This is a genomic window from Camelimonas fluminis, from assembly GCF_014656355.1.
Lineage (GTDB): Bacteria > Pseudomonadota > Alphaproteobacteria > Rhizobiales > Beijerinckiaceae > Camelimonas > Camelimonas fluminis.
This window is the reverse complement of the sequence record NZ_BNCG01000001.1, coordinates 292,519-315,183: the sequence shown is the minus strand read 5'-3', so window position 1 is coordinate 315,183 and position 22,665 is coordinate 292,519. Positions and strand designations below refer to the sequence as shown.

General features: G+C 66.6%; 19 protein-coding genes and 1 riboswitch. Of the genes, 11 read left to right on the top strand and 8 right to left on the bottom strand.

Going from position 1 to position 22,665, the window contains the following annotated elements; all coding sequences use genetic code 11:
* Positions 1-187 precede the first annotated feature (187 nt).
* From IE243_RS01355 to IE243_RS01325, 7 genes are all read right to left on the bottom strand, one after another.
* Positions 188-1,753, bottom strand: coding sequence for a class I adenylate-forming enzyme family protein (locus tag IE243_RS01355; protein ID WP_191317538.1), 1,566 nt, complete (start codon positions 1,751-1,753; stop codon positions 188-190).
* A 324-nt stretch (positions 1,754-2,077) separates the two neighbouring features.
* Positions 2,078-3,655 carry an aminomethyl-transferring glycine dehydrogenase subunit GcvPB gene (gcvPB, locus tag IE243_RS01350; RefSeq protein WP_191317537.1) on the bottom strand — a complete coding sequence of 526 codons (1,578 nt, stop codon included), beginning with the start codon at positions 3,653-3,655 and terminating at the stop codon, positions 2,078-2,080.
* Positions 3,649-5,010: an aminomethyl-transferring glycine dehydrogenase subunit GcvPA gene (gcvPA, locus tag IE243_RS01345; RefSeq protein WP_191317901.1), complete on the bottom strand. Its 1,362-nt coding sequence runs from the start codon at positions 5,008-5,010 to the stop codon at positions 3,649-3,651. Before gcvPA ends, gcvPB begins: the two co-directional genes overlap by 7 nt.
* 53 nt (positions 5,011-5,063) lie before the next feature.
* Positions 5,064-5,441, bottom strand: a complete 378-nt coding sequence (gcvH, locus tag IE243_RS01340) for a glycine cleavage system protein GcvH (protein ID WP_191317536.1) — start codon at positions 5,439-5,441, stop codon at positions 5,064-5,066.
* 205 nt (positions 5,442-5,646) lie between these two features.
* The gene (gene gcvT, locus IE243_RS01335) at positions 5,647-6,825 is read right to left on the bottom strand and encodes a glycine cleavage system aminomethyltransferase GcvT (RefSeq protein ID WP_191317535.1); all 1,179 of its coding nucleotides are present in this window, start codon (positions 6,823-6,825) and stop codon (positions 5,647-5,649) included.
* A 214-nt stretch (positions 6,826-7,039) separates the two neighbouring features.
* Positions 7,040-7,166, bottom strand: a riboswitch (glycine riboswitch).
* 180 nt (positions 7,167-7,346) lie between these two features.
* Entirely contained in the window at positions 7,347-7,988 is a 642-nt protein-coding gene (locus IE243_RS01330) for a hypothetical protein (RefSeq protein WP_191317534.1), read from the bottom strand.
* A gap of 8 nt (positions 7,989-7,996) precedes the next feature.
* Positions 7,997-8,557, bottom strand: coding sequence for an invasion associated locus B family protein (locus tag IE243_RS01325; protein ID WP_373301529.1), 561 nt, complete (start codon positions 8,555-8,557; stop codon positions 7,997-7,999).
* Positions 8,558-9,062: 505 nt separating this feature from the next.
* Between IE243_RS01325 and coxB the strand changes: the two genes are divergently transcribed.
* The 11 genes from coxB (at position 9,063) to IE243_RS01270 (ending at position 21,617) form a co-directional block, all read left to right on the top strand.
* Positions 9,063-9,911 (top strand): cytochrome c oxidase subunit II, encoded by an 849-nt coding sequence (gene coxB, locus IE243_RS01320; RefSeq protein WP_373301528.1) that lies wholly within the window; start codon positions 9,063-9,065, stop codon positions 9,909-9,911.
* Positions 9,912-10,024: 113 nt separating this feature from the next.
* Positions 10,025-11,644, top strand: a complete 1,620-nt coding sequence (gene ctaD, locus IE243_RS01315; protein ID WP_191317532.1) for a cytochrome c oxidase subunit I — start codon at positions 10,025-10,027, stop codon at positions 11,642-11,644.
* A gap of 388 nt (positions 11,645-12,032) precedes the next feature.
* Positions 12,033-13,022, top strand: a complete 990-nt coding sequence (locus IE243_RS01310) for a heme o synthase (protein WP_191317531.1) — start codon at positions 12,033-12,035, stop codon at positions 13,020-13,022.
* A gap of 1 nt (position 13,023) precedes the next feature.
* Positions 13,024-13,194 (top strand): cytochrome c oxidase system small membrane protein, encoded by a 171-nt coding sequence (locus IE243_RS01305; RefSeq protein WP_191317530.1) that lies wholly within the window; start codon positions 13,024-13,026, stop codon positions 13,192-13,194.
* A gap of 10 nt (positions 13,195-13,204) precedes the next feature.
* Entirely contained in the window at positions 13,205-13,828 is a 624-nt protein-coding gene (locus IE243_RS01300) for a cytochrome c oxidase assembly protein (RefSeq protein WP_191317529.1), read from the top strand.
* A gap of 40 nt (positions 13,829-13,868) precedes the next feature.
* Positions 13,869-14,729 carry a cytochrome c oxidase subunit 3 gene (locus tag IE243_RS01295; protein WP_191317528.1) on the top strand — a complete coding sequence of 287 codons (861 nt, stop codon included), beginning with the start codon at positions 13,869-13,871 and terminating at the stop codon, positions 14,727-14,729.
* 114 nt (positions 14,730-14,843) lie between these two features.
* Positions 14,844-15,233: a DUF983 domain-containing protein gene (locus IE243_RS01290; protein WP_132002165.1), complete on the top strand. Its 390-nt coding sequence runs from the start codon at positions 14,844-14,846 to the stop codon at positions 15,231-15,233.
* A complete protein-coding gene (locus IE243_RS01285; RefSeq protein ID WP_191317527.1) occupies positions 15,230-16,030 on the top strand; it encodes an SURF1 family protein in 801 nt (266 codons plus the stop codon). The genes IE243_RS01290 and IE243_RS01285 overlap by 4 nt, the downstream gene beginning before the upstream one ends.
* 214 nt (positions 16,031-16,244) lie before the next feature.
* A complete protein-coding gene (gene thrC, locus IE243_RS01280; RefSeq protein WP_191317526.1) occupies positions 16,245-17,645 on the top strand; it encodes a threonine synthase in 1,401 nt (466 codons plus the stop codon).
* Positions 17,646-17,812: 167 nt separating this feature from the next.
* Positions 17,813-18,394 (top strand): GNAT family N-acetyltransferase, encoded by a 582-nt coding sequence (locus IE243_RS01275; RefSeq protein ID WP_244642593.1) that lies wholly within the window; start codon positions 17,813-17,815, stop codon positions 18,392-18,394.
* 349 nt (positions 18,395-18,743) lie between these two features.
* A complete protein-coding gene (locus IE243_RS01270; RefSeq protein ID WP_373301527.1) occupies positions 18,744-21,617 on the top strand; it encodes an EAL domain-containing protein in 2,874 nt (957 codons plus the stop codon).
* A 407-nt stretch (positions 21,618-22,024) separates the two neighbouring features.
* Here IE243_RS01270 and IE243_RS01265 read toward each other — a convergent pair whose 3' ends face one another.
* Positions 22,025-22,633: a YqgE/AlgH family protein gene (locus tag IE243_RS01265; RefSeq protein ID WP_191317525.1), complete on the bottom strand. Its 609-nt coding sequence runs from the start codon at positions 22,631-22,633 to the stop codon at positions 22,025-22,027.
* Positions 22,634-22,665: the final 32 nt, after the last annotated feature.

Here is a 22,665-nt window from a genome sequence, read left to right as displayed (position 1 = left end):
CTGACAGGGACGCGCACAAAAAAGCCGTCGCCCGGCATTCCGGGGCGACGGCGGTTCCGGGGCGACTGTCTGGCTGGCCCGTCAATGCGCCAGCGCGAAGGAGGCGGATCAGTCGCCGCGACGGAGCAGGTTTCCGGTTGAACAGGAACCAGGACCGCTCCGAAGCGGACAGACCTCGCCTCGCGTTTCAGGCGGCGGGCTGCTGCGCCACCCAGCCGTCGCGCAATTCGCGCTTCAGGATCTTGCCGATGGCGCTGCGCGGCAGGGCGTCGGTCACCACCACGTCGGCGATGCGCTGCACCTTGCCAAGCCGCTCGTTGGCCCAGGCGCGGATATCGGCGCCCTGCACGGTCTTGCCCGGCGCGGCGACCACGAAGGCCACAGGCGTTTCGCCCCAGGCGTCGGACGGCACGCCGACCACGGCCACGTCGGTCAGATCCGGGTGAGCGTGCAGCAAGGCTTCGATATCGCTCGGGTAGACGTTGAAGCCGCCGGTGATGATCATGTCCTTCTTGCGGTCCATGAGCGTCAGGAAGCCGTCCTCGTCGAACCGGCCCACGTCTCCGGTGCGGATGAAGCGGCGGCCGTCCGGGTGGATCCACTCGGCTTCCTGCGTCTTGCCTGGCTGGTTGTGATACTCGTTCATCACCGCCGTGGGCGAATGGCCGACGATTTCGCCGATCTCGCCCGGCCCCACCGCCTGGCCGTTGTCATCGAGCAGCAGAATGGTGTGGCCTTCATTCGGGCGGCCAACCGTGTGCAGTTTGTCCGGGAACAGGTGCGCCGCCAGCGAGCAGCCGCCGCCGCCTTCGGTCATGCCATAAAACTCGATCAGCCCGCCGGGCCAGCGCTTCAGCACATCGGCCTTGATGTCGGCGTGGAACGGCGCGCTGGTGCAGAACTTCATGACAAACGACGACAGGTCGAAGCTGTCGAAATCCGGCAACGCCATGATGCGCTTGTATTGCACCGGCACCAGCATGGCGTGGGTGGCGCGCTCGCGCTGCGCCAGCTCCAGCAGGCCGTGCGCGTCGAACTTCTCCATCAGCACCACGGTTCCGCCCAGCGTCAGGGTCGGCAAAAAGCTCACCAGCGTCGTGTTGGAATACAGCGGCGTGGAGACGATGGTGATTGAATCCGGGCCATAGCCAAAATTGGCGCCGCGCTGCACGTGGGCCCAGCGCATGCGATGCGACTGGACGATGCCCTTGGGCAGGCCGGTGGTGCCGGACGAATAGATGATGTTGAACGGCGTCGCTGGCGGAATTTCCACCGGAGCGGGACGCGCGCCCTCCGCCGCCAGCCATGACGACCAGGGCTTGCCCGGGGCGGCGTCGTCCAGCGCCACCAGCTGGCCGCCGAACCAGTCAAATGGGCCAAGCTGCCCGGTGATCGGCGTATCGACGAAGAAGATCCTGGCGCCGGAGTCGGCGACCATGCCCTGCAGCTGTTCGCGGGTGGAGGATGGGGCCAGCGGCGTCACCACCACGCCAGCGCGCAGGGCGCCAAGGAAAGTCACGGCGTAAGGAATCGACGACATGGCGCAGACGGCGATGCGGTCGCCCACCGTCAGCCCGGCCTGTTGCAGGGTGGCGGCGACGCGATCGATCTCGGCGTCGAACTGTGCGTAGGTCAGGCTACGGTCCTTGTGGACCACCGCCCGCGCTTCCGGACGTTCCTGCGCATGCGCCCTGACCAGATCGGTAATCAGGCTGAAATCGCGCGCCAGCAATTCGGCTGACTGGCCTGTCATCTGTTTCTCTCCCACCTCGGAGCAAATGCCCGGTCTGACCGGGCCTTCCCCATATTGTCCATTTGGCCCCGGCCTCGCCAACGCGGCGCTCCCACCAGGAAGCAACAACGGCGACGGACGGCGCCCACATGTCCTCACTGGAGCGCGTTCCGATCATATGGATCCGAAAACATTCCAGTTTTCCTGCTTTGAGCGCGTTCTGGTCAACCAGACGATGCCGCCTGGCCGGAAGGCGCCCAAGTTTGGCGCCATGCCGCGCGCCATGAAAGGGGCGCGAAGGCGCGAACCTTCGCATCGCCGCTGGCTTACCGACAGGGCGCGCCGTCAGGCAACCGGTAGCGGCCGCGTCCAGCGCAGAACAGGCTGGCGCGCGGCGCGGGTCTCGTCCAGCCGTCGCAGCGGCGCATGGCGCGGCGCCCCGGTGAAACGGGCGACGTCGCCCCGCTTCGCCGCCATCGCCAGATCGCGCATCGCCGCGATGAACAGGTCCAGCGAGACCTTCGATTCCGATTCGGTCGGCTCGATCAGCATCGCCCCATGGACCACGAGCGGGAAATACACCGTCATCGGGTGGAACCCCTCGTCGATCAACGCCTTGGCGATGTCCAGGGTCGTCACGCCGGTGTCCTTCAGCCAGGCGTCGTCAAACAGCGCCTCATGCATGCAGGGCCGGTCGCCGAAAGGCGCGGTCAGCAGGTCGGCCAGGGAAGCGCGCACGTAATTGGCGTTGAGCACCGCGTCCTCCGACGCCTGACGCAGTCCCTCGCCGCCGTGCGACAGCATGAACGACAGCGCCCGCACATACATGCCCATCTGGCCATGGAATGCGGTCAGGCGGCCAAACGCCTGCGCCGCACTTCCCTCTCCCGCCTGCTCCACCAGCGCAAGCTGGCCGTCAGCGCCCTTGCGGACGAACGGAACCGGCGCGAACGGGGCCAGCCGCTCCGACAGAACCACCGGCCCGGCCCCGGGGCCGCCGCCGCCGTGCGGCGTTGAAAAGGTCTTGTGCAGGTTGATGTGCATGGCGTCGACGCCGAGGTCGCCGGGGCGAACCTTGCCGACGATGGCGTTGAAATTGGCGCCGTCGCAATAGAAGTAGCCGCCCGCCGCGTGCAGCGCCGCCGCGATCTCAACAATCTGCGGCTCGAACAGACCGCAGGTGTTGGGGTTGGTCAGCATGATGGCGGCGACGTCTGGCCCGAGCAGGCCGGCGACGTCATCCAGATGCACGGCGCCGTCGGCGCGCGCCGGCACGGATTTCACCCTGAAGCCCAGCAGTGCGGCGGTGGCCGGATTGGTGCCGTGGGCGGATTCGGGAACCAGCACGACGTCGCGCGTTTTCCCCTCGCCCCGCGCCGCGATGGCGGCCTTGATCGCCATCAGCCCAAGCAGTTCGCCATGCGCGCCTGCCTTGGGCGACAACGCCACCGCCGGCATGCCGGTCAGCGTCAGCAGCCAATGCGCCAGCTGGTCCATCACCGCCAGCGCCCCCTGCACGGTGGCGACCGGCTGCAACGGATGCACGTCGGCGAAACCTGGCAGTCGCGCCATCCGCTCATTGAGGCGCGGATTGTGCTTCATGGTGCAGGAGCCCAGCGGAAACATGCCGGTGTCGATGCCATAGTTCTTCTGCGACAGGCGCACGAAATGGCGCATGGTCTCCGGCTCGGACAGCGCCGGCAGATCGACCGGCGCAGCCGCCTCCAGTCCGCCGAGCCGCGCGGTGAACGGCGCCGGCTCGTCCAGATCGACGCCGCAGCGTTCGGTCGAGCCGATCTCGAACAGCAACGGCTCAATCTGTTGCAGGGCGCGATTGCCGGTAAAGGTGTGATGCTCCGCCGCGCTGGCGGCGTCCGGAGCGGCGGCGTCCGGAATGGTGGGACGACCCTGACGGCTCAGCATGAGACGATCTCCCCAAGGACAGCGGCAAGCGCGTCGGCAAGGGCGGCGCGATCTTCATCCGTGTTCACTTCCGTGCTGGCGACCAGCAGCAGGTCGTCAAGTCCGGCGCCCGGCAGCAGGCGTGAAACCGGGACGCCGCCGAGTATGCCCCGCGCCGCCAGCCGCTCCACCACCTCCGCGGCGTCGCGCCCGGCCAGCTTCACGGTGAATTCGTTGAAGAAGCTGCGGTTCAGCACCGTCACGCCTGGCAGCGCCGCCAGCCTGTCGGCCAGAGCCACGGCGTTGGCGTGGTTGATGCGGGCGAGCTGGTGCAGGCCGTGGCCGCCGAGCAACGTCATGTGAATGGTGAAGGCCAGGCAGCACAGGCCCGAATTGGTGCAGATGTTCGAGGTGGCCTTGTCACGGCGGATATGCTGCTCGCGCGCCGACAGGGTCAGCACGAAGCCGCGCCGGCCTTCAGCGTCCACGGTCTCGCCGCACAGGCGGCCAGGCATCTGGCGCACGAATTTCGACCGGGCGGCGAACAGGCCCACATAGGGTCCGCCGAAATTGAGCGCATTGCCGATCGACTGGCCCTCGGCCACGACGATATCGGCGCCCTGCGCGCCCGGCGATTGCAGCAAACCGAACGACACCGCTTCCGTCACGACGACCACCAGCAGCGCCCCTGCCCTGTGCGCCGCGTCGGCGATCGGCGCCAGGTCGCGCAGATTGCCGAACGCGTCCGGGCTCTGCACCACCACGCACGAGGCGTCGGGGCCGATCTGGCTGATGATGTCCTCGCTGGCGGCGACATCCGGCGGCAGACTCGTGATGCTGTCGCCGGCGAAGCCGCAGACGGTGCGGGTCACATCGGCGTAATGCGGATGCAGACCGCCGGAGAGCACCGCCCGCTTGCGCCGGGTGATGCGCTGCGCCATCAGCACCGCCTCGGCGCAGGCGGTGGAGCCGTCGTACATGGAGGCGTTGGCGACCTCCATGCCGGTGAGCGCCGCCACCTGGGTCTGGAACTCGAACAGATATTGCAACGTGCCCTGGGCTATCTCCGGCTGGTAGGGCGTGTAGCTGGTCAGGAATTCCGACCGCTGGATCAGGTGATCAACGGTCGCCGGCACATGGTGGCGGTAGGCCCCGGCCCCGAGGAAAAACGGAACCGAACCGGCGCTGAGATTACGGGCGGCGAGGCCGCCCAATTCCCGCTCCACCGCCATCTCGCCCTTGCGGCGCGGCAGATCCGGCGCTTCGTCAAGCAGGCGATCCGCCGGCGCGTCAGCGAACAGCGCATCGACGGCGCGGACGCCAACGCGCTCCAGCATGATTTCCCGATCCGCCCCGGATAACGGCAGATATCGCATCATCAGTCCTTTCCGACCCGACCCTGACCCTGTTCTGGTTTGCGCCCCGGCCTTCAGCCCAGGGTCGCCACATATTCCCGGTAGGCGCCTTCATCCATCAGCCCGCCCAGTTCGGCGGCGTCAGCGATGCGCAGCTTCAGGAACCAGCCGCGCCCCGCCGGGTCCTCATTGACCACCGCCGGCTCGCCCTCGATGGCGGCGTTGACCTCGACCACCTCGCCGCCGACGGGCGCATAGATCTCACTGGCGGCCTTGACGCTTTCGACCACCGCCGCCTCGTCGCCCTGGCCAAAGCTCCGCCCCACCTCAGGCAGTTCGACAAAGACGATGTCGCCAAGCTGCTGCTGGGCGTAGTCGGTGATGCCGACGACGCCGATCCCGTCCGCGACGCGGATATATTCGTGATCCTTTGTGTAGCGCGTATCCGCCATGCTGCTGCTCCCTCAAGCATTGTTTCTGCAAGCATTCCGCCAGACGCGCGTTGGCCGCGGCGAATGCGTTCATCCGTCGCCCGCCAGACCAGGCTCCGCGCCTGGAGCCCCGCCTGGAAGGCATGTCTGTCGTGGTCCCGGGCAAAACTGACGCGGCTCCGCGTCAGGAACATGAAGCAGGGGAGGCGCCTGCCGGCGCCCGCCATCACCGCCGGTAGCGATGCGGCGTGAACGGCATCGGCGTGACAGCCGCCGGCACCTTGCGTCCGCGCAGCGCCACATGCACCCGCGCGCCAGGCCTGGCGAACTCGCTGACCACATAGCCCATGGCCACCGGCGCGCCGACGCTGGGGCCGAAGCCGCCGGAGGTCACCTCGCCGACCAGTTCGCCCGCGTCGTCAAAGATCTGCGCGCCCTCGCGCACGGGCGCCCGCCCTTCTGGCAGCAGACCGACGCGTTTGCGCAGCGGACCGCGAGCGATCTCCTCCGTGACGCGGATGGCGCCGGGAAAATCCTTGTCAGCGCGGCGGCGCTTGCCGATCGACCAGGTCAGCGCCGCTTCGACGGGCGAGATTTCCTGATTGAGGTCATGACCATAGAGACAAAGCCCGGCCTCAAGCCGCAGCGAATCCCGGGCCCCCAGCCCGGCCGGCTTCACCTGCGCCGCCGTCAGCAGCAGATCCCACAGGGCGCCGGCGTCGTCATTGGCGACGGAGATTTCGAAGCCGTCCTCGCCGGTGTAGCCGGAGCGGCTGACGCGAATGTCGATGCCGGCGATCCGCGTCTCGGTCACGTCCATGAAGCGCAGCTCCACAACGTCCGGGGCGAGACCAGCCATGACTGCCGCGGCTTGCGGGCCCTGCAGGGCCAGCAACGCCCGGTCTTCGACCTCCAGCGACACGCCCTCGGGCAAGGCGCCGGCGATATGCAGCCAGTCCTGCTCCTTGCAGGCCGCGTTAACGACGAGAAACAGCCGGCCGTCGGCCATGGGATCGGCAGGCCGCGCCACCATCAGGTCGTCGCGAACGCCGCCCTGGGCGTTGAGCAGCAGCGCGTAACGCTGCTGGCCAGGCGCCAGGCCAAGGATATCGGCGGGAACCAGCGCCTCCAGGGCGCGCGCCGTGGCCTCATGTCCGGGTCCGGTCAGCCAGGCCTGGCCCATGTGCGAGACATCAAACAGCCCGGCCGCCGCGCGCACGTGCAGATGTTCGGCGATGATTCCCTCGGGATATTGCACCGGCATGGCGTAGCCGGCGAAGGGGACCATGCGCGCGCCCAGCGCCTGATGCCGCAGATACAACGGCGTGCGCAGCAACGGCGCCTCGCCTGAGGCGCCAGGCAGGGGGTGGGCGGGATTTGGGTTTTCGGGTGACGCCGACGTCATGTGTAACAGGCTCCTTGCGGACAACAGGGCGCGGCTCCGCCAGTGACGGACCCATTGCGCCCCCTCTGTCCCCGAACCTGAGAGATTTCCCCCCGCCGGAAACCGTCGTGGCTTCCTGACGATCTGCGCCGGCGCTTCGCGTTCTTGCGACGCGTTGCCCGGCGCGGGTTACGCCCTTCGGTGGGATGGCGAACCATCCGCTTTCCAGAGCGCCAGCTCCCGCGCGGTCCTTTTGCCTGAGCGTTTCCGGGGCGGTTGCGCCTTCGGCGTCGGGCCGGGGCTGGAACCAGGGGGGTCAAACCACCGATCCAGCCCACTCCGATCTCTCCCGCGGGGATCATCGGCTGCCCTGAGGGTGCGACGCCGGCCAGGGGCCTGTCAATCGTCTGCAAGGCGGCCGTGCTCAAAGAGTGATCACACACGCCTCAAAAAAACGCCGCCCCGACCGGCGGGGTCGGGGCGGCGTCAACAGCAAGGGCGGACAGCGATGCGCGCGGCTGCGTCATGCACGCGGGGCGGCTTTAGCGTCCCCGCTTGCGCGCCTTGGGCGCGGCTCCGCCGAAACCGACCTCGATCAGCAAATCGTTGGTGTTCTCGGGTAGCTGGATGCCCCGCTCGACGATAGTGGCCATGGCGTTGGCCTCGCCAGCGGGAATGGCGACTGAAATCTGCCGGGTAACGCGCGAGATAATGGCGTCGCCCCGACGCACCTGAATGGTCACCGGCGAGGAGAAGCGGCCTGGCCGTCCTGAGGGACCCAACAGCGCCCGGATGTCCACGCCGACGTTGACCTCGATGCGACCATCCTGCGTCCGCTGGCATTCGCGCGCCAGATTGGCGATGGTCATCTGGTAAGAAAGGCCGGCTCCCTCGCCCCGGCGCACGGTGGCGCCGTTATCGAACACGTCGACCCGCGGGCAGAAAATCTCCTCGCCCGATTCATCGACGATCACGCCAGGGCGCAGACCATCGCGCGACGATTCGCTGGCGAACGGATTAACGCCGAGAAGATCCTTGACCAGATCCGCCCGCGCCGTCGTGGCGCTGGCCATGACAGCGAAGCCCACCGCCGCCGTCGCCGCCAGGGCGCCGAACCAACGCCGGCGCGCCGGCGCGCCGCCAGCGACCATGGTTTTTGCTGCCTTGTGCCCCGCAGTAGTCATGCCACCCCTCATTTCAGGGCTTCCAGCCCCTTGTCCAGGCCGTTCAGCGTCACCGGAACGCCAATTCCCTCTTCCGGCGTCTGGAAGACGACGAACGTGCCGATCTTGCCTGCCTTGAGACGGTTGACAAGATTGTCGTCCATGACGACCTCCGCGACGCAACCCGTGGGCAGGCAGCGCACGAAGCCGGCGCGCCCCACGTCGCTCTGGTCAATCTTGAGTCCCAGTCCCGCCGGCAACAGCACCCCGAGCGGCGCCAGCACGCGCAGAAGCCGCCCCTTGCCGTCAGCCGTGTTCAGCACGATCACCAGCAGCGTCACGTTCGGCCGGTCCGAGGCGGCGACGTTCTGCACCAGGGCGCACTGCTCGGCGCTGGCGCCGGCCGGCTTCTCACAGCGCAACTGCCAGTCGCCGAAACTCTGCTTCACCACCCCCTGGGCCTGGACGGGTCCGACGCCGGCCACGGCCAGCGCCGTCACGCCCGCGCCTGCGAAAAGCGCCCGCCCGATCCGGCCGACGGTCGCGCGTAGCGGGCCCATATCTCTTCTGCCGACGAAGGCGTCCATCATGCTCAACCTCTTGTTCCGCCGCCAGTATGGTTTACGGATCTGAAATTCCCGCAAGCATCGCCGCCAGGCCGGCGCCAGGGTCGGCGGAATTGAGCCGGCGGACATCTCAGATCCGTAAACCACGCCAGCGTCTATAACATGCTGGTGCGGTCAGGTTTTTCGGGGCCCGCGGCGTCGCGGGCTAGGCCGTCCGGCGGCGCCGGGCAGCAGCAGTTGGCGTTTGGGCCACGCCGTTAAGGCCCTGTCAAGGAAAAGCCAGGGAAAAGCCAGGACACGCCATCATGACCGCCCCCAGGTGACGCCTGTGCAGTCTGGAACTATTCTTGTGCACAAATGCCGCACAGGGGGCGTGGGTCCGAACATTGCGCCCTCCGCCACATTGTGGTCTTTCACAGGCAACGTGGCAGGCTTGTGGCCAGGTTTTGGCGTGAGTCAGGCCTGAAGCGAAGGGCTTCGCCGCAATAATACGCCTAGCGAGTACGGGAGCTCCGATTCTCTGATGCTAATGAAAACGTTGCCCCTCAGGCTTGTGGCGGCAAGCGGCGTTCTGGCCGCCGCGACAGGCAATGTGATGGCCGGCACTGGCCAGCCTTCCCCATGGCAGATGACCCTGCAAACGCCGGTGACGCCTATCGCCGAGCGGATGCACAGCTTCCACGACATGCTGTTGTGGATCATCGGCGCCATCGTCGTTCTGGTTCTGGCGCTGATCCTTTGGGTCGTCTTCCGCTTTGGCGAGCGCCGCAATCCCACGCCGTCGAAGACCACGCACAATTCCCTGCTCGAGGTCGCATGGACGCTGATTCCGGTGTTGATTCTCGTGGTCATCGCCGTGCCGTCGTTCCGCCTGCTCAAGGACCAGCTGACGCTGCCCAAGGCTGACATCGTCATCAAGGCGACCGGCCACCAGTGGTACTGGTCCTACGAATATCCGAAGGATCAGGGCGGCTTCTCGTTCGACAGCAACCTGGCCCAGGACAAGGAGCCCCGCCTCCTCGCCGTCGATAACGAGGTCGTGCTGCCGGTCGACACCACCATCCGCGTGCAGGTGACGTCGTCCGACGTGATCCACGCCTTCGCCATGCCGTCCTTTGGTCTGAAGATCGACGCCATTCCTGGCCGTCTGAACGAGACCTGGTTCCATGCGGAGAAGGAAGGCGTCTTCTACGGTCAGTGCTCGCTGATCTGCGGCCAGAACCACGCTTACATGCCGATCGCCATCCGCATTGTCAGCAAAGACGCCTACAAGACATGGCTGGAGCAGGCGAAGAAGAAATTCGCCGCCAATGGCGCCGGCCAGAACTACGCCGCCAATGACAATGGCCAGCTGGCGACCGAAGCCGCCGTTCGCTGACCCAGCGCCGCATGGCGGGCGCCTCGCGCGCGCCGCGGCATCGTCATTTCCTGCCGGACCTGGCCCGCATCCCGGATGCGGTCCAGCCGGCGAACAGTATCGGGAGCTGAGTCATGGCTTCATCATCAACGGCGGCCCACGCTGATCACGCGGATCACCCCACGGGTCTGCGTCGCTGGCTGTTTTCCACAAACCACAAAGACATCGGCACGATGTACCTGCTGTCGGCCCTCATGGCGGGCCTGATCGGCGGCTTCCTGTCGATTCTCATGCGCATCGAGTTGCAGGAGCCAGGCCTCCAGCTGTTCTCCAACGGCCAGATGTTCAACGTGGTCGTCACCGGCCACGGCCTGATCATGGTGTTCTTCGTCGTGATGCCGGCGCTGATCGGCGGCTTCGGCAACTGGTTCGTGCCGCTGATGATCGGCGCGCCTGACATGGCGTTCCCGCGCCTCAACAACATCTCGTTGTGGCTGACCATCTGCGCCTTCCTGCTGCTGGTGGTGTCGCTGTTCGTCAGCGGCGCGCCTGGGGCCACGGGTTTTGGCGGCGGCTGGACGGTATATCCGCCGCTGTCGACCTCCGGTCACCCGGGTCCGGCGCTTGACTTCGGCATTCTGGCCCTGCACGCGGCGGGCGCCTCGTCGATCCTTGGCGCGATCAACTTCATCACCACCATCCTGAACATGCGCGCGCCGGGCATGACCCTGCACAAGATGCCGCTGTTCGCATGGGGCATGCTGGTCACCGCCTTCCTGCTGCTGATCTCGCTGCCGGTTCTCGCTGGCGCGATCACCATGCTGCTGACCGACCGCAACTTCGGCACCACGTTCTTCGATCCGGCCGGCGGCGGCGATCCGGTGCTCTACCAGCACCTGTTCTGGTTCTTCGGTCACCCCGAAGTGTACATCATGATCCTGCCGGCCTTCGGCATCATCAGCCACATCATCTCGACGTTCTCGCGCAAGCCGATCTTCGGCTACCTGGGCATGGCCTACGCCATGGTCGCGATTGGCGCCGTCGGCTTCATCGTGTGGGCTCACCACATGTACACCGTCGGCCTGTCGCTCGACACGCAGCGCTACTTCGTGTTCGCCACGATGGTCATCGCCGTGCCGACGGGCATCAAGATCTTCTCGTGGATCGCCACGATGTGGGGCGGCTCCATCCGCATGACCGCGCCGATGCTGTGGGCGGTGGGCTTCGTGTTCCTGTTCACGGTTGGCGGCGTCACCGGCGTCGTGCTGGCCAACGCCGGCATCGACCGCGAGTTGCACAACACCTATTACGTGATCGCCCACTTCCACTACGTGCTGTCGCTGGGCGCCGTGTTCGGCATCTTTGCGGGCTGGTACTACTGGTTCCCGAAAATGTTCGGCTACATCGTGCCGGACTGGATCGGAAAGCTGCACTTCTGGCTGGCCTTCATCGGTGCCAACGTGCTGTTCTTCCCGATGCACTTCCTCGGTCTCGCCGGCATGCCGCGCCACTATGTGGACTACCCGAACGCCTACGCCGGCTGGCACCGCATCGCCTCGTACGGCTCGTACATCTTCGCGTTCAGCCTTCTGGTGTTCTTCTACGGCGTTTACGTCGCATGGCGCCGCAAGGAGCGCGCGGCCAACGATCCGTGGGGCATGGGTTCGCCGACTCTCGAATGGACGCTGAGCTCGCCTCCGCCGTTCCACCAGTTCGAGAAGCTGCCGCGCATCACCGGTTCTTCGGATCACTGATCCGGACATGGCGAAACGGTCCGCTGTTTCGCCGCCAGAACCGCGAGTTCGCCGCCGGCCCCATGGGCCGGCGGTTTTGTTTTGGCCCCTTCCCCCCGCCACGTTGTTGACGACAATGCGCCACATGCGGCGACGTCCGCCTCCTATTGAGTTTACGCGGTGAGCCGCTAGAAGAACGGCAGGCAGTTCTGAATCGTTTCAGACTGGCGGAAGTCCGTCCTGGGCTGGCGCGCCCCGTGTGAACGCGGGTTGTCGCCGCGCAACCACGCCTGCAGGCGGGGACGGCGAGCATTCAGCAGACCGACGCGACGCCAGACGGGGATGTCCGGGGGAACGTTCGGGGCCTTCGCGCCGTGAGGTCCGCAGGCAGGTGAAAGACAGAAGTCCGATGTCCATGATCAGCGACCACATGTCAGGGCAGCCAGGCGCCCCGTCGTCCGGCGAAGACGCACGCGTCTATAGCGGTTCGGTCCGCGACTACCTTGAGCTGTTCAAGCCGCGCGTCATGTCGCTTGTCATTTTCACCGCTTTGGTGGGAATGGTCGTCGCCAAAGGGCACCTGCACCCGGTCATCGCCGCCGTCTCGCTGGGATTGATCGCAGTTGGCGCCGGCGCCTCGGGCGCGCTCAACATGTGGTGGGACCAGGACATCGACGCGCGCATGTCCCGCACCGCGAAGCGGCCGATCCCGGCCGGCCAGGTGACGGGCAGCGAAGCCCTGTCGCTCGGCCTGTCGCTCTCGGTCGCCTCGGTGGTGTTCCTTGGCCTGATCGCCAACTGGTTCGCGGCCGGCTTCCTGGCCTTCACCATCTTCTTTTACGCCGTCGTCTACTCGATGTGGCTGAAGCGCTGGACCGCCCAGAACATCGTCATTGGCGGCGCCGCTGGCGCTTTCCCGCCCATGGTGGCGGAGGCCACGGTCACCGGCTCGGTGAGCTGGGACAGCTTCATCCTGTTCCTTATCATCTTCATGTGGACGCCGCCTCACTTCTGGGCCCTGGCGCTGAGCAAGTCCGGCGACTACGAGAAGGCCGGCGTGCCGATGATGCCGAATGTGGCGGGCCCGGATTCCACCCGCACGCAGATTCTCGTCTACACCCTGCTGCTGGCGCCGCTCGGCGTCGTCCCCTTCTTCATGGGTCTGGGAGGCTGGACCTACGCCGTTGTCTCGGTGGCGTCCGGCCTGCTGATGATTGCTCTGGCCGTGCAGGTTTACCGCCGCCGCGAGGGCGCGGCCGCCACGAAGGCCGAACAGGCGCTGTTCGGTTTCTCGATCCTGTACCTGTTCCTGCTGTTCGCCACGCTGCTCGCCGAGCACGCCTTCGGCCTCGGCAGCGGCTTTGACGTGGGGCCCCGCCTTGTTTCGGGAATTATCTGACATGCCAGACGACAAGAACATCGATGACGGGGTTGAACTGACGCCGCAGCAAAAGAAAATGCGGCGCACGCGCAATATCGCCATCGCGGTTGCGCTGGCGGCGTTTGTCGCCATCATCTATGCGGTCACCGTCGCCAAGCTTGGCGTCAATGTCCTGAAGCGCCCCATCTGAGAGACGCATCATGTCTGACCACGGCCTCAAGCAATCCCCCGCCCCGACGAACGCGGCGCCGCGCCGCAAGTCCGGCGCTGGCGTGGCGCTCGCCTGTGTGGCGGTGGTGGGGCTGATGGTGGGAGCCTCGTTCGCCGCCGTGCCGCTGTACCGTCTGTTCTGCCAGACCACGGGCTTTGGCGGCACGCCGCTCATTGGCCAGGAAGCGAACGCGCGCGTGGTCGATCACGCCATCGAAGTGCGCTTTGACGCCAATGTGGCGCCGGGCGTCACCTGGAAGTTTGAGCCCGAGCAGCCGCGCGTCAGCGTGAAGCTCGGCGAAACCAGAACGGTGTTTTACAAGATCACCAACGTCGGCGACGCGCCGGCGACAGGCGTGGCCACCTTCAATGTCCAGCCGGACCTTGCCGGCCAGTTCTTCGTCAAGATCCAGTGCTTCTGCTTCGAGGAGCAGACCCTCAAGCCTGGCGAGACAATCCACGCGCCGGTGGTTTTTTATGTGGACCCCGACCTGCTGAAGCAGCCGGAAACGAAAGACCTGTCGAGCATCACCTTGTCGTACACGGTTTTTCGGTCAAAGAATGGCAGCCCTGTGGCAGCAACCGCAGTGAATGCGGACAAGAACAACCTGTGACGTTATAAAGACTCACGCCCCGAGGCAGGAGACTGGATCAATGGCCGACGCGCACGCGAAGCCCGAGCACGACTATCACCTTCTGGAACCAAGCCCGTGGCCGCTTGTCGCTTCGGTCTCCTTCTTCGTCCTGGCGGTTGGCCTGGTCATGTCCATGAAGGGGCTGAGCTGGGGCGGCATGAAGGTCGGTCCCTACCTGCTTGGCGCCGGTATCATCGGCATCATCTACGTGATGATTTCCTGGTGGGCGGACGTGATCCGCGAGGCCCAGCACGAAGGCCATCACACCCGCGTCGTCCAGTTGCACCACCGCTACGGCATGCTGCTGTTCATCGCCTCCGAGGTGATGTTCTTCGTCGCCTGGTTCTGGGCGTATTTCGATGCGGCGCTGTTCCCCGCCGAGGCCATCCAGTACACCCGCACGGAGTTCACCGGCGGTCAGTGGCCGCCGAAGGGCATCGAGACGCTTGATCCGTGGCACCTGCCGCTGCTCAACACCCTGATCCTGCTGACCTCGGGCACCACGCTGACCTGGGCCCACCACGCGATGCTGCACAATGATCGCGCTGGCGTGAAGCAGGGCCTGTGGCTCACCATCGTCCTTGGCGTGCTGTTCAGCTTCGTGCAGGCTTACGAGTACAGCCACGCCCATTTCGCTTTCAGCGGCAATATCTATGGCTCGACCTTCGTGATGGCCACCGGCTTCCACGGCTTCCACGTGCTGGTCGGCACCATCTTCCTGGCCGTGGTCCTGATGCGGGTGTACCGGAACCACTTCACGCCCCAGCAACATCTGGGCTTCGAGTTCTCGGCCTGGTACTGGCACTTCGTTGACGTCGTGTGGCTGTTCCTGTTCGTCGCCATCTACGTCTGGGGTTCGAATGTCCGCTACTTCCACTGATCCGGAAGGCGCGATGTCCGGGGGCGGCCTTCTGGCCGCCCTCTTTTTTTGTAATTGAAAGATAGCCAGACAGGACCTGGATGGTTCTGCGGTCTGGCGACAGCAGGAGGCGTCATGAGCCAGAACGATGACCAGCAGGGTTACTGGCCGCCTCTCTCTCCGGCCGCCACGGGTCTGGGTTGCCGGTGTCCGCGTTGCGGCGAGGGCAAGCTGTTCAGCGGCTTCCTGAAGGTGGCGCCGCGCTGCGAGAACTGTGGGCTCGATTACAGCTTCGCCGACTCGGCTGACGGCCCGGCCGTGTTCATCATGCTGATCAGCGGCTTCGCGGTCGTCGGCTTCGCCCTGTGGCTCGAACTGACTTTCGAGCCTGCGCTGTTCCTGCATCTGGTGACCACCCTGCCCCTCGCCATCCTGCTGTGCGTGGCGCCGCTGCGACCGCTCAAGGGCCTGATGATCGCGCTGCAATACGCCAACAAAGCTGAGGAAGGCCGGATTTCGTCATGACGTCGTCGACGCCGCGGAAGACGCAGCAAGGGCGCGCGCCCGGCGCAAGCGGCCTCATCCTGCTGACGGTCTGCACCCTGGCGGCGTTGGCCGTGCTGCTGGCGCTGGGCAAATGGCAGCTCGACCGTCTGGCCTGGAAGGAAGATCTGATCGGCAAGATCACCGCTCGCGTCGGCGCCCCGCCCACGCCAGCCCCGGCTGAAGGCGGCTGGCCCGCCCTCGACGTTCATGCAGATGAGTATCGCCGCGTCACGGCGTCAGGGCGCTACGATTTCGCCCGCCAGACCCTGGTGCACGCCAACGCGCCCAAGGAAAATGGCCTGGTGCGGGCCGGCTATGTGGTGCTCACGCCGTTGCGGCTCGCGGACGGCGGCGTGATCCTGGTCAATCGCGGCTTCGTTCCGATGGAAATGCGCGCCGCGCTGGCTGGCGTCGACGCCCGCACCCCGGCTGACGCGACCGTGACCGGCCTGCTGCGCGCCTCGCAGATTCGCGACCCGTTCGTGCCGGCCGACGACCCGGCGACGGGCGAATGGTTCACCCGCGACATCGCCGCCATCGCCGCCGCGCAGGGCCTGCAACGCGTGGCGCCGTTCATTATTGATGCGGATGCGCCAGCCCGTTACACGGAAGGACCGCGCGGCGGGCTGACGGTCATCAGCTTTCCCAACCGGCACCTGGAGTACGCCATGACCTGGTTCGGGCTGGCGGCGACCTTGCTGGGCGTGTACGGCGTGTTTGTCTGGCGGCGGCTGCGCGAGCGGCGGAGCGCCCCGGACAAAACCCCGTCGCCCTGACAGCGGGGTTTGCTCCATTGTTTTGAATTGACGCGCTCTTCCTGCGAGAAGTGAAGCGGCTTTTCCAGAAACGCGTTCATGGAAGCCGGACCCAGGCGGACCGCTTCCACGCCGGATCGCAATCCGGTCCCAAACTTTTGTTATCGCATCGGTTTTGCGGAAAACCGGCTCACACCTTTCCGCACGATGCTCCAGGCCAGGCTCGGAGAGAACTTTGCTGCACGTGTCTACCAGGGGCGAAGCGCCCGCGATCGGCTTCACGGACGCCCTGCTTGCAGGTCTGGCGCGCGACGGCGGCCTCTATGCGCCGCAGAGCTGGCCGCAGATTTCGCGGACGGACATCGCCGCCATGGCTGGCCGGAGCTACGCCCAGGTCGCCCGCCGGGTGCTTGGCGCGCTGGTTGACGGCGACATTCCCGCCGCCGATCTCGGCGCAATGATCGATGACGCCTACAGCGCCTTCCGCCACCCCGCCGTTTGCCCGCTGACCCAGATCGCCGACAACATCTTCGTGCTCGAACTGTTCCACGGCCCGACCCTGGCGTTCAAGGACGTGGCCATGCAGTTGCTGGGGCGGCTGATGAACCACGCGCTGCAGGCGCGGGGCCAGCGCGCCACCATTATCGGGGCCACCTCCGGCGACACCGGCTCGGCCGCCATCGAGGCGTTCCGCGGGCTGGATCAGGTTGACGTCTTCATACTCTATCCCCACGGCCGGGTCTCCGAGGTGCAGCGTCGCCAGATGACCGGCGTCAACGCCCCGAACGTGCACGCCATCGCCGTGGAAGGCACGTTCGACGACTGTCAGGCCATCGTGAAGGGCCTGTTCAACGATCACCGCTTCCGCGACGAGCTTGGCCTGTCCGGCGTCAATTCGATCAACTGGGCCCGCATCGCGGCGCAGACGGTGTACTATTTCACTTCGGCCGTGGCGCTTGGCGCGCCGCACCGGCCAATCGCCTTCTCGGTGCCCACCGGCAATTTCGGCGACATCCTCGCCGGCGACATCGCCCGCCGCATGGGCCTGCCGGTAGCGAATCTGGCCATCGCCACCAACGCCAACGACATCCTCGCCCGCACGCTGGCCTCGGGCCGCTACGAGAAGCGCGGCGTCGCCGCCACCTCGTCGCCGTCGATGGACATCGAAATCTCGTCGAACTTCGAACGGTTGCTGTTTGAATCATGCGGTCGCGACGCCGCCGCGATTCGCGGCATGATGGCCTCGCTTGGCCAGTCGGGCTCCTTTGAAATCGAGCCCGTGTCGCTGGCGGCGATTCGCGCCGGCTTCAGCGCCCACACCGCCGGTGAGGACGCCACCCTGGCCGAGATCGCCCGCGTTTACCGTGAATGCGACTACATCATTGATCCGCATACGGCGGTGGCTGTCGCGGGCGCCCGCGCCGAGATCTCCCAGGATCCGGCGACGCCGGTCATCGCCCTCGCCACGGCTCACCCGGCCAAATTCCCGGACGCGGTGGAGAAAGCCACCGGCAAACGGCCGCCGCTGCCAGCCCACCTCGCTGATCTTTTCGACCGGAAGGAACGCTTCACGGTCATGGCCAACGACCAGGCGGCCGTGGCGACCTTCATCCGCGCCAACGCCAGCAAGGGCTGAGTCCAGCCCGTCGCGCCAGCGTTCCGGGCTACATATGATGAGACGATGGCCGGCTTTGCCCGGCCATCGCTGTTTTGATTGACCCGGCGGGTTTTGTCCGGCGTAGTTGAGCATCGTCGCGGCGTCCTGCGTCGCCACGCCATACAGATGATCCGGGAGGGCGTGCTTTGGCCCTGTTTCGGTTTGCCCCGCGCCAGACGGAGCCAGCTCCTGTCGTTGGCGAGCGGGTTTACCTGCGCCCGATGCGCATGGACGATTTTGACGAGTGGGTCGCCTTGCGTCACGCCAGCGAGGCGTTTCTGGCCCCCTGGGAGCCGCTGCGCACGGGCGACGAGTTCGACCGGGCGGCCTGGCGGCGCAAGGTGCTGGCCTCCCGCAACGACGCCCGTCTGGACGCCGCCTACGGCTATCTGGTTTTCAGCCGCGCTCATGACATCATGGTGGGCGGCCTGACCCTGGGCCTTGTCCGGCGCGGCGTCGCCCAGACCTGCACGCTTGGCTACTGGATGGGCGCGGCCTGGGCGGGAAAGGGGCTGATGTCCGACGCTGTCGACACCGTCTGCCGGCACGCCTTCAGCCACCTTCGCCTGCGCCGCATTGAAGCCGCCTGTCTGCCGCACAATCACCGTTCACGACGGGTGCTGGAAAAGAACGGCTTTCAGCTTGAGGGACTGGCGCGCGAATATCTGTGCATCGCCGGGGTCTGGGCGGATCACGTCACCTATGCGCGACTGGCCAGCGATGGGTGAGCCCGCAGGGGGGTGACAACCGGCGGCGCCCTTCGTCGCGCCGTCAGCGGCGGGCCAACATATTCGCGCCATGTTCACGCGGTGGAAAGAAGCGTCGCACGGGACCGGAGCATTGCCGCAATATCGCATGTCCCGACGCATCGGATCGCCACCTTCCCCGCCGCTTCCACGGTCCGGGCGGGTTGGCCAGCACAAGGTTCAGCGGGTTTACCAATTGACGCCGCGCCCGCGAACAGACGGTTGCCCTTGCGAGCCGCCGCCGTTACCACTTCGCCACCGGAACATCGCCGCGCCTTCCGGCCCGGCGGCCTTTGCAGAGTTCGATTTGCCAGCCACGCCAGCAGCCCTGTTGTCACGCATCGGCGCCCTCCTCGCAGCGCTGGTTCTCCTGTGCCTGTCCACGGCGGGCGCGATGGCTGTCGAGGCCGTGCGCGTCACCCCTGAGCGACCGGCGCTGGACCTGACGCGGATCATCGAACGCTACCGTTCCCAGGGCGACGTCATCCAGATTTCCACCGCCCCCGGCCCCGACGGCATCGTCCGCCGCATCGCCGTCAAGGCGCGCGAGACCGGTTCACGGCCGGACTGGATCGTCTTCGCCCTCACCAACCCCGGCGACGAGCAGATCGACCGGTTGCTGGTGGCGCCGCATTACAAGCTGGTTGGCTCCGGCGTGGTCTGGCCTGATCTTGGCAGCGCCCGCATCGCCGCCATCACCGCCAGCCAGGGCCTGAAGCCGGAGCGCGAGGACAGCCCCGACGCCGACGTTTTCGCCATCACCCTTGATCCCGGCGCCACCGTCACCTTCATCGCCGAGCTGACCTCCGACAAGCTGCCCCAGGTGCTGCTGCTCGATCCGGAGACCTACAAGGCCAAGACCAACGGCCTAACCCTCTACAAGGGCATCATTCTCGGCATCTGCGGCCTGCTGGCGCTGTTCCTCACCATTGTTTTCGTGGTCAAGGGCGCGGTGATCTTCCCCGCCGCCGCGGCGCTGGCCTGGGCCGTGCTGGCATGGGCCTGCATCGATTTCGGCTTCATCCAGCGACTGTTCCCGTTCACCATCGGCGCGGACGCCATCTATCGCGCCGGGGCGGAAACCGTGCTGGCGGCGACGCTGCTGGTTTTCCTGTTCGCCTATCTCAATCTCAACCGCTGGCACGTGCGCTACAGCCATGTCACCGCCATCTGGCTGGTGTTCCTCGGCGCACTCGTCGGCCTGGCCGTCATCGATCCGCCGGTCGCCTCCGGCGTCGCCCGCATCTCCATCGCCGCCATCGCCGCCATCGGCTTCGTGCTGGTGCTCAATCTGGCCATGCACGGCTATGACCGCGCGGTGATGCTGATTCCCACCTGGACGCTCCTGCTCGCCTGGGTCGGCGCCGCCGGCATGGCGGTCACCGGCTACCTGAACAAGGATATCGTTCCCTCGGTCCTGATCGGCGGCCTGGTGCTGGTGGTGATGCTGATCGGCTTCACCGTGTTGCAGCACGCCTTCGCCGGCGGGGCTATCGCCCAGGGGCTCGTCAGCGACACGGAGCGGCGCGCCCTCGCCCTCGCCGGCTCCGGCGACGTGGTGTTCGACTGGGACGTGCAGACCGACCGCATCGCCGTCAGCCCGGAACTGGAGCAACAGCTCGGCCTGAAGCGCGACGCCCTCAGCGGCGGCGCCGCCGACTGGCTGGCGCTGATGCACCCGCTGGACCGCGACCGCTACCGGGTCACGCTTGATTCGATTCTTGAACAGCGCCGCGGCCGCATCAATCTGGATTTCCGCCTGCGCTCGGCGCGCGGCCACTATGTCTGGCAGCGCCTGAAGGCGCGGCCTGTCGTCGGCAGCGACGGCGAAGTGATCCGCATCGTCGGCACGCTCGCAGACGTCACCGATTCGAAGACCGCTGAAGAACGGTTGCTGCAGGATTCGATCCACGACCGGCTCACGGGCCTGCCCAACCGGCAACTGCTGGTCGACCGCCTGAACACCGCGATCCTGCTCGCCCGCCGCGACGAGGCGGTGCGCCCCACCGTTGTGGTCATCGACATCGACCGTTTCCGCACCATCAATGAGGAAGCCGGCCCGGCCGCCGGCGACGCGGTGCTGCAGATGGTCGCCCGCCGTCTCGCCCGGTTGCTGAAGCCGCAGGACACCCTGGCGCGGCTGGGCGGCGACGAATTCGCCGTGGTGCTGTTCTCCGAGCCGGAACTCGAAGCGATCCGGGCCTTCACCGAACAGGTGCGCGCCGTGCTCGGCACGCCGGCCCCGCTCGGCGAACTGGAGGCCTATCTCACCGGCTCGATCGGCATCGCGCTCTATGATCCGTCCGTGCGCTCCGGCGCCGAGGAAATACTGGCCAACGCCGAAATCGCCGCCGCCTGGGCGAAACGTCAGGGCGGCGACCAGGTCGAGGCGTTCAGGCCGATGATGCGCAATGAGCGCAGCGAGCCGCTGGCCCTGGGCGCTGATCTGCGGGGGGCGCTGGAGCGCGGCGAGATCAAGCTGTTCTTCCACCCCATCGTCCGGCTGGAAGACCGCACCGTGGCCGGCTTCGAGACCATCCTGCGCTGGGACCACCCGCGCCAGGGCCGGCTCGCCTACGAGGATTTCCGCGAGATCGCCTCCGCCAACGGCCTGCTCGGCGAGCTGTTCCTGTTCGCTGTCGAGCGCGGCGCCCGCGAACTGGCGGCATGGCAGGACGCGCTGGACGTCGACCCGCCGATGTTCGCCACCGTGGCGCTCACCGGCGTCCACGTCCTGCGCGCCGATCTGCTGGCGCAGTTGCGCAACCTGGTCGAGCGCTCCGGCGTCAAGCCCGGCACGCTGCTGATCGAACTGTCCGAGCGGCATTTGCAGGAAGATCCGGAATTCATGCTGCGGACGCTGCCGCGCCTGCGCGAAACCGGCGTGGGCCTGTGCCTGTCGCGCTTCGGTTCGAGCCAGTCGCCGCTCACAAGCCTGCAGCACGCTGACATCGACATGGTGAAGGTTGATTCGTCACTGGTGAAAGCGCGCGGCATGCCGGCCCGCGTCGCCATCCTGCGCTCGATCGCCTCCTTCGCCCACGACCTCGGCGCCGAAATCTGCGCGGAAGGGGCCGAGGATGAGTCGGATTCGGTGGAGCTGGCCCAGCTCGGCTTCGACTTCGCCCAGGGCAGCGTGTTCGGCGACCCCATGAGCGCCTACGACGCCCGCCGCCTGGTCGGCTCGACCCAGGAAGCCGCCTGAAACCGGGCGGCAAAGCGGAAACGCCGACAGTCTGTGAGGCCACGCCCCTGTGCGGATTACCGGACCATGGCGCGTTTTCCGGAAAAGCTGGTCGCCAGGCGTTTGCACGAATGGCCAGAACCACGGCTGCGGTCAGGCTAACCTGGCTTCCGCAACCTCAGGACCGCAACACAGGCTCGCGGACGCCTGTAGGGCATGACGCTGCGAGGTGGCGAGCGCATACAGGTTGTTGCGCGTCGACGCGGACGGAAATGGCGCCCGCCGCAACGCCAGTCCGCTTCCGCCGCCAGTTGCCCCGACCTGCCGCGCGTCACGCCCGCAACAAGCGCGGGCGCCCAGCCATGCATTAACCCAGCCATGCGCGAACGTCGCGTCGCACGCGGCTTCGCGCGTCCCGGGGCCCGCCTTCAGGCGTGGCCGGCGTCTCCAGACAGCCGCGCCGGATCGACGCCGATCAGCTTCAGCGCCCGTTCATAGGTATGCTCGCCGCCGCCAAAGATCAGCGACGGATCGGCCGGGCAGTTGAGCCAGCCGTTGGCCTGAATTTCGTTTTCGAGCTGGCCGGCGGCCCAGCCAGCATAACCCAGCGCCACCAGCGCGTTGCCGGGGCCATCGCCCCTGGCGATGGCGCGCAGGATGTCGACCGTCGCCGTCAGACAGATGTCGTCATCAATCGGCAAGGTCGAATTGTCGATGGAAAAATCCGAGGTGTGCAGCACGAAGCCGCGGCCTGCGTCGACGGGGCCGCCACGCACCACCCGCACCCGCTCCGAGGCTGAAGGCAGACGGATGCTGGCGTCCTCGATGATGTCGAGTTGCAGCAGCAGATCCGCGAGGGAGAGATCCGTCGCCGGTTTGTTGATGACGATGCCCATCGCCCCCTCCTCCGAATGGGCGCAAATATAGATCACCGAGCGGGCGAAGCGCTCGTCCTCCATGGATGGCATGGCCACCAGCATCTGGCCGTCGAGCCAGACATCTGAATCAGCAGGTGATGGAGCGAACGGTATAGGCATGACGCCATTGTAAAGGGCGCGACCGCTTTCGC

Coding starts and splice junctions, on each gene's coding strand:
- IE243_RS01355 (WP_191317538.1), bottom strand. CDS start 1,753: ATGACAGGCCAGTCAGCCGAATTGCTGGCGCGCGATTTCAGCCTGATT.
- gcvPB (WP_191317537.1), bottom strand. CDS start 3,655: ATGCTGAGCCGTCAGGGTCGTCCCACCATTCCGGACGCCGCCGCTCCG.
- gcvPA (WP_191317901.1), bottom strand. CDS start 5,010: ATGCGATATCTGCCGTTATCCGGGGCGGATCGGGAAATCATGCTGGAG.
- gcvH (WP_191317536.1), bottom strand. CDS start 5,441: ATGGCGGATACGCGCTACACAAAGGATCACGAATATATCCGCGTCGCG.
- gcvT (WP_191317535.1), bottom strand. CDS start 6,825: ATGACGTCGGCGTCACCCGAAAACCCAAATCCCGCCCACCCCCTGCCT.
- IE243_RS01330 (WP_191317534.1), bottom strand. CDS start 7,988: ATGACTACTGCGGGGCACAAGGCAGCAAAAACCATGGTCGCTGGCGGC.
- IE243_RS01325 (WP_373301529.1), bottom strand. CDS start 8,557: ATGATGGACGCCTTCGTCGGCAGAAGAGATATGGGCCCGCTACGCGCG.
- coxB (WP_373301528.1), top strand. CDS start 9,063: ATGAAAACGTTGCCCCTCAGGCTTGTGGCGGCAAGCGGCGTTCTGGCC.
- ctaD (WP_191317532.1), top strand. CDS start 10,025: ATGGCTTCATCATCAACGGCGGCCCACGCTGATCACGCGGATCACCCC.
- IE243_RS01310 (WP_191317531.1), top strand. CDS start 12,033: ATGTCCATGATCAGCGACCACATGTCAGGGCAGCCAGGCGCCCCGTCG.
- IE243_RS01305 (WP_191317530.1), top strand. CDS start 13,024: ATGCCAGACGACAAGAACATCGATGACGGGGTTGAACTGACGCCGCAG.
- IE243_RS01300 (WP_191317529.1), top strand. CDS start 13,205: ATGTCTGACCACGGCCTCAAGCAATCCCCCGCCCCGACGAACGCGGCG.
- IE243_RS01295 (WP_191317528.1), top strand. CDS start 13,869: ATGGCCGACGCGCACGCGAAGCCCGAGCACGACTATCACCTTCTGGAA.
- IE243_RS01290 (WP_132002165.1), top strand. CDS start 14,844: ATGAGCCAGAACGATGACCAGCAGGGTTACTGGCCGCCTCTCTCTCCG.
- IE243_RS01285 (WP_191317527.1), top strand. CDS start 15,230: ATGACGTCGTCGACGCCGCGGAAGACGCAGCAAGGGCGCGCGCCCGGC.
- IE243_RS01265 (WP_191317525.1), bottom strand. CDS start 22,633: ATGCCTATACCGTTCGCTCCATCACCTGCTGATTCAGATGTCTGGCTC.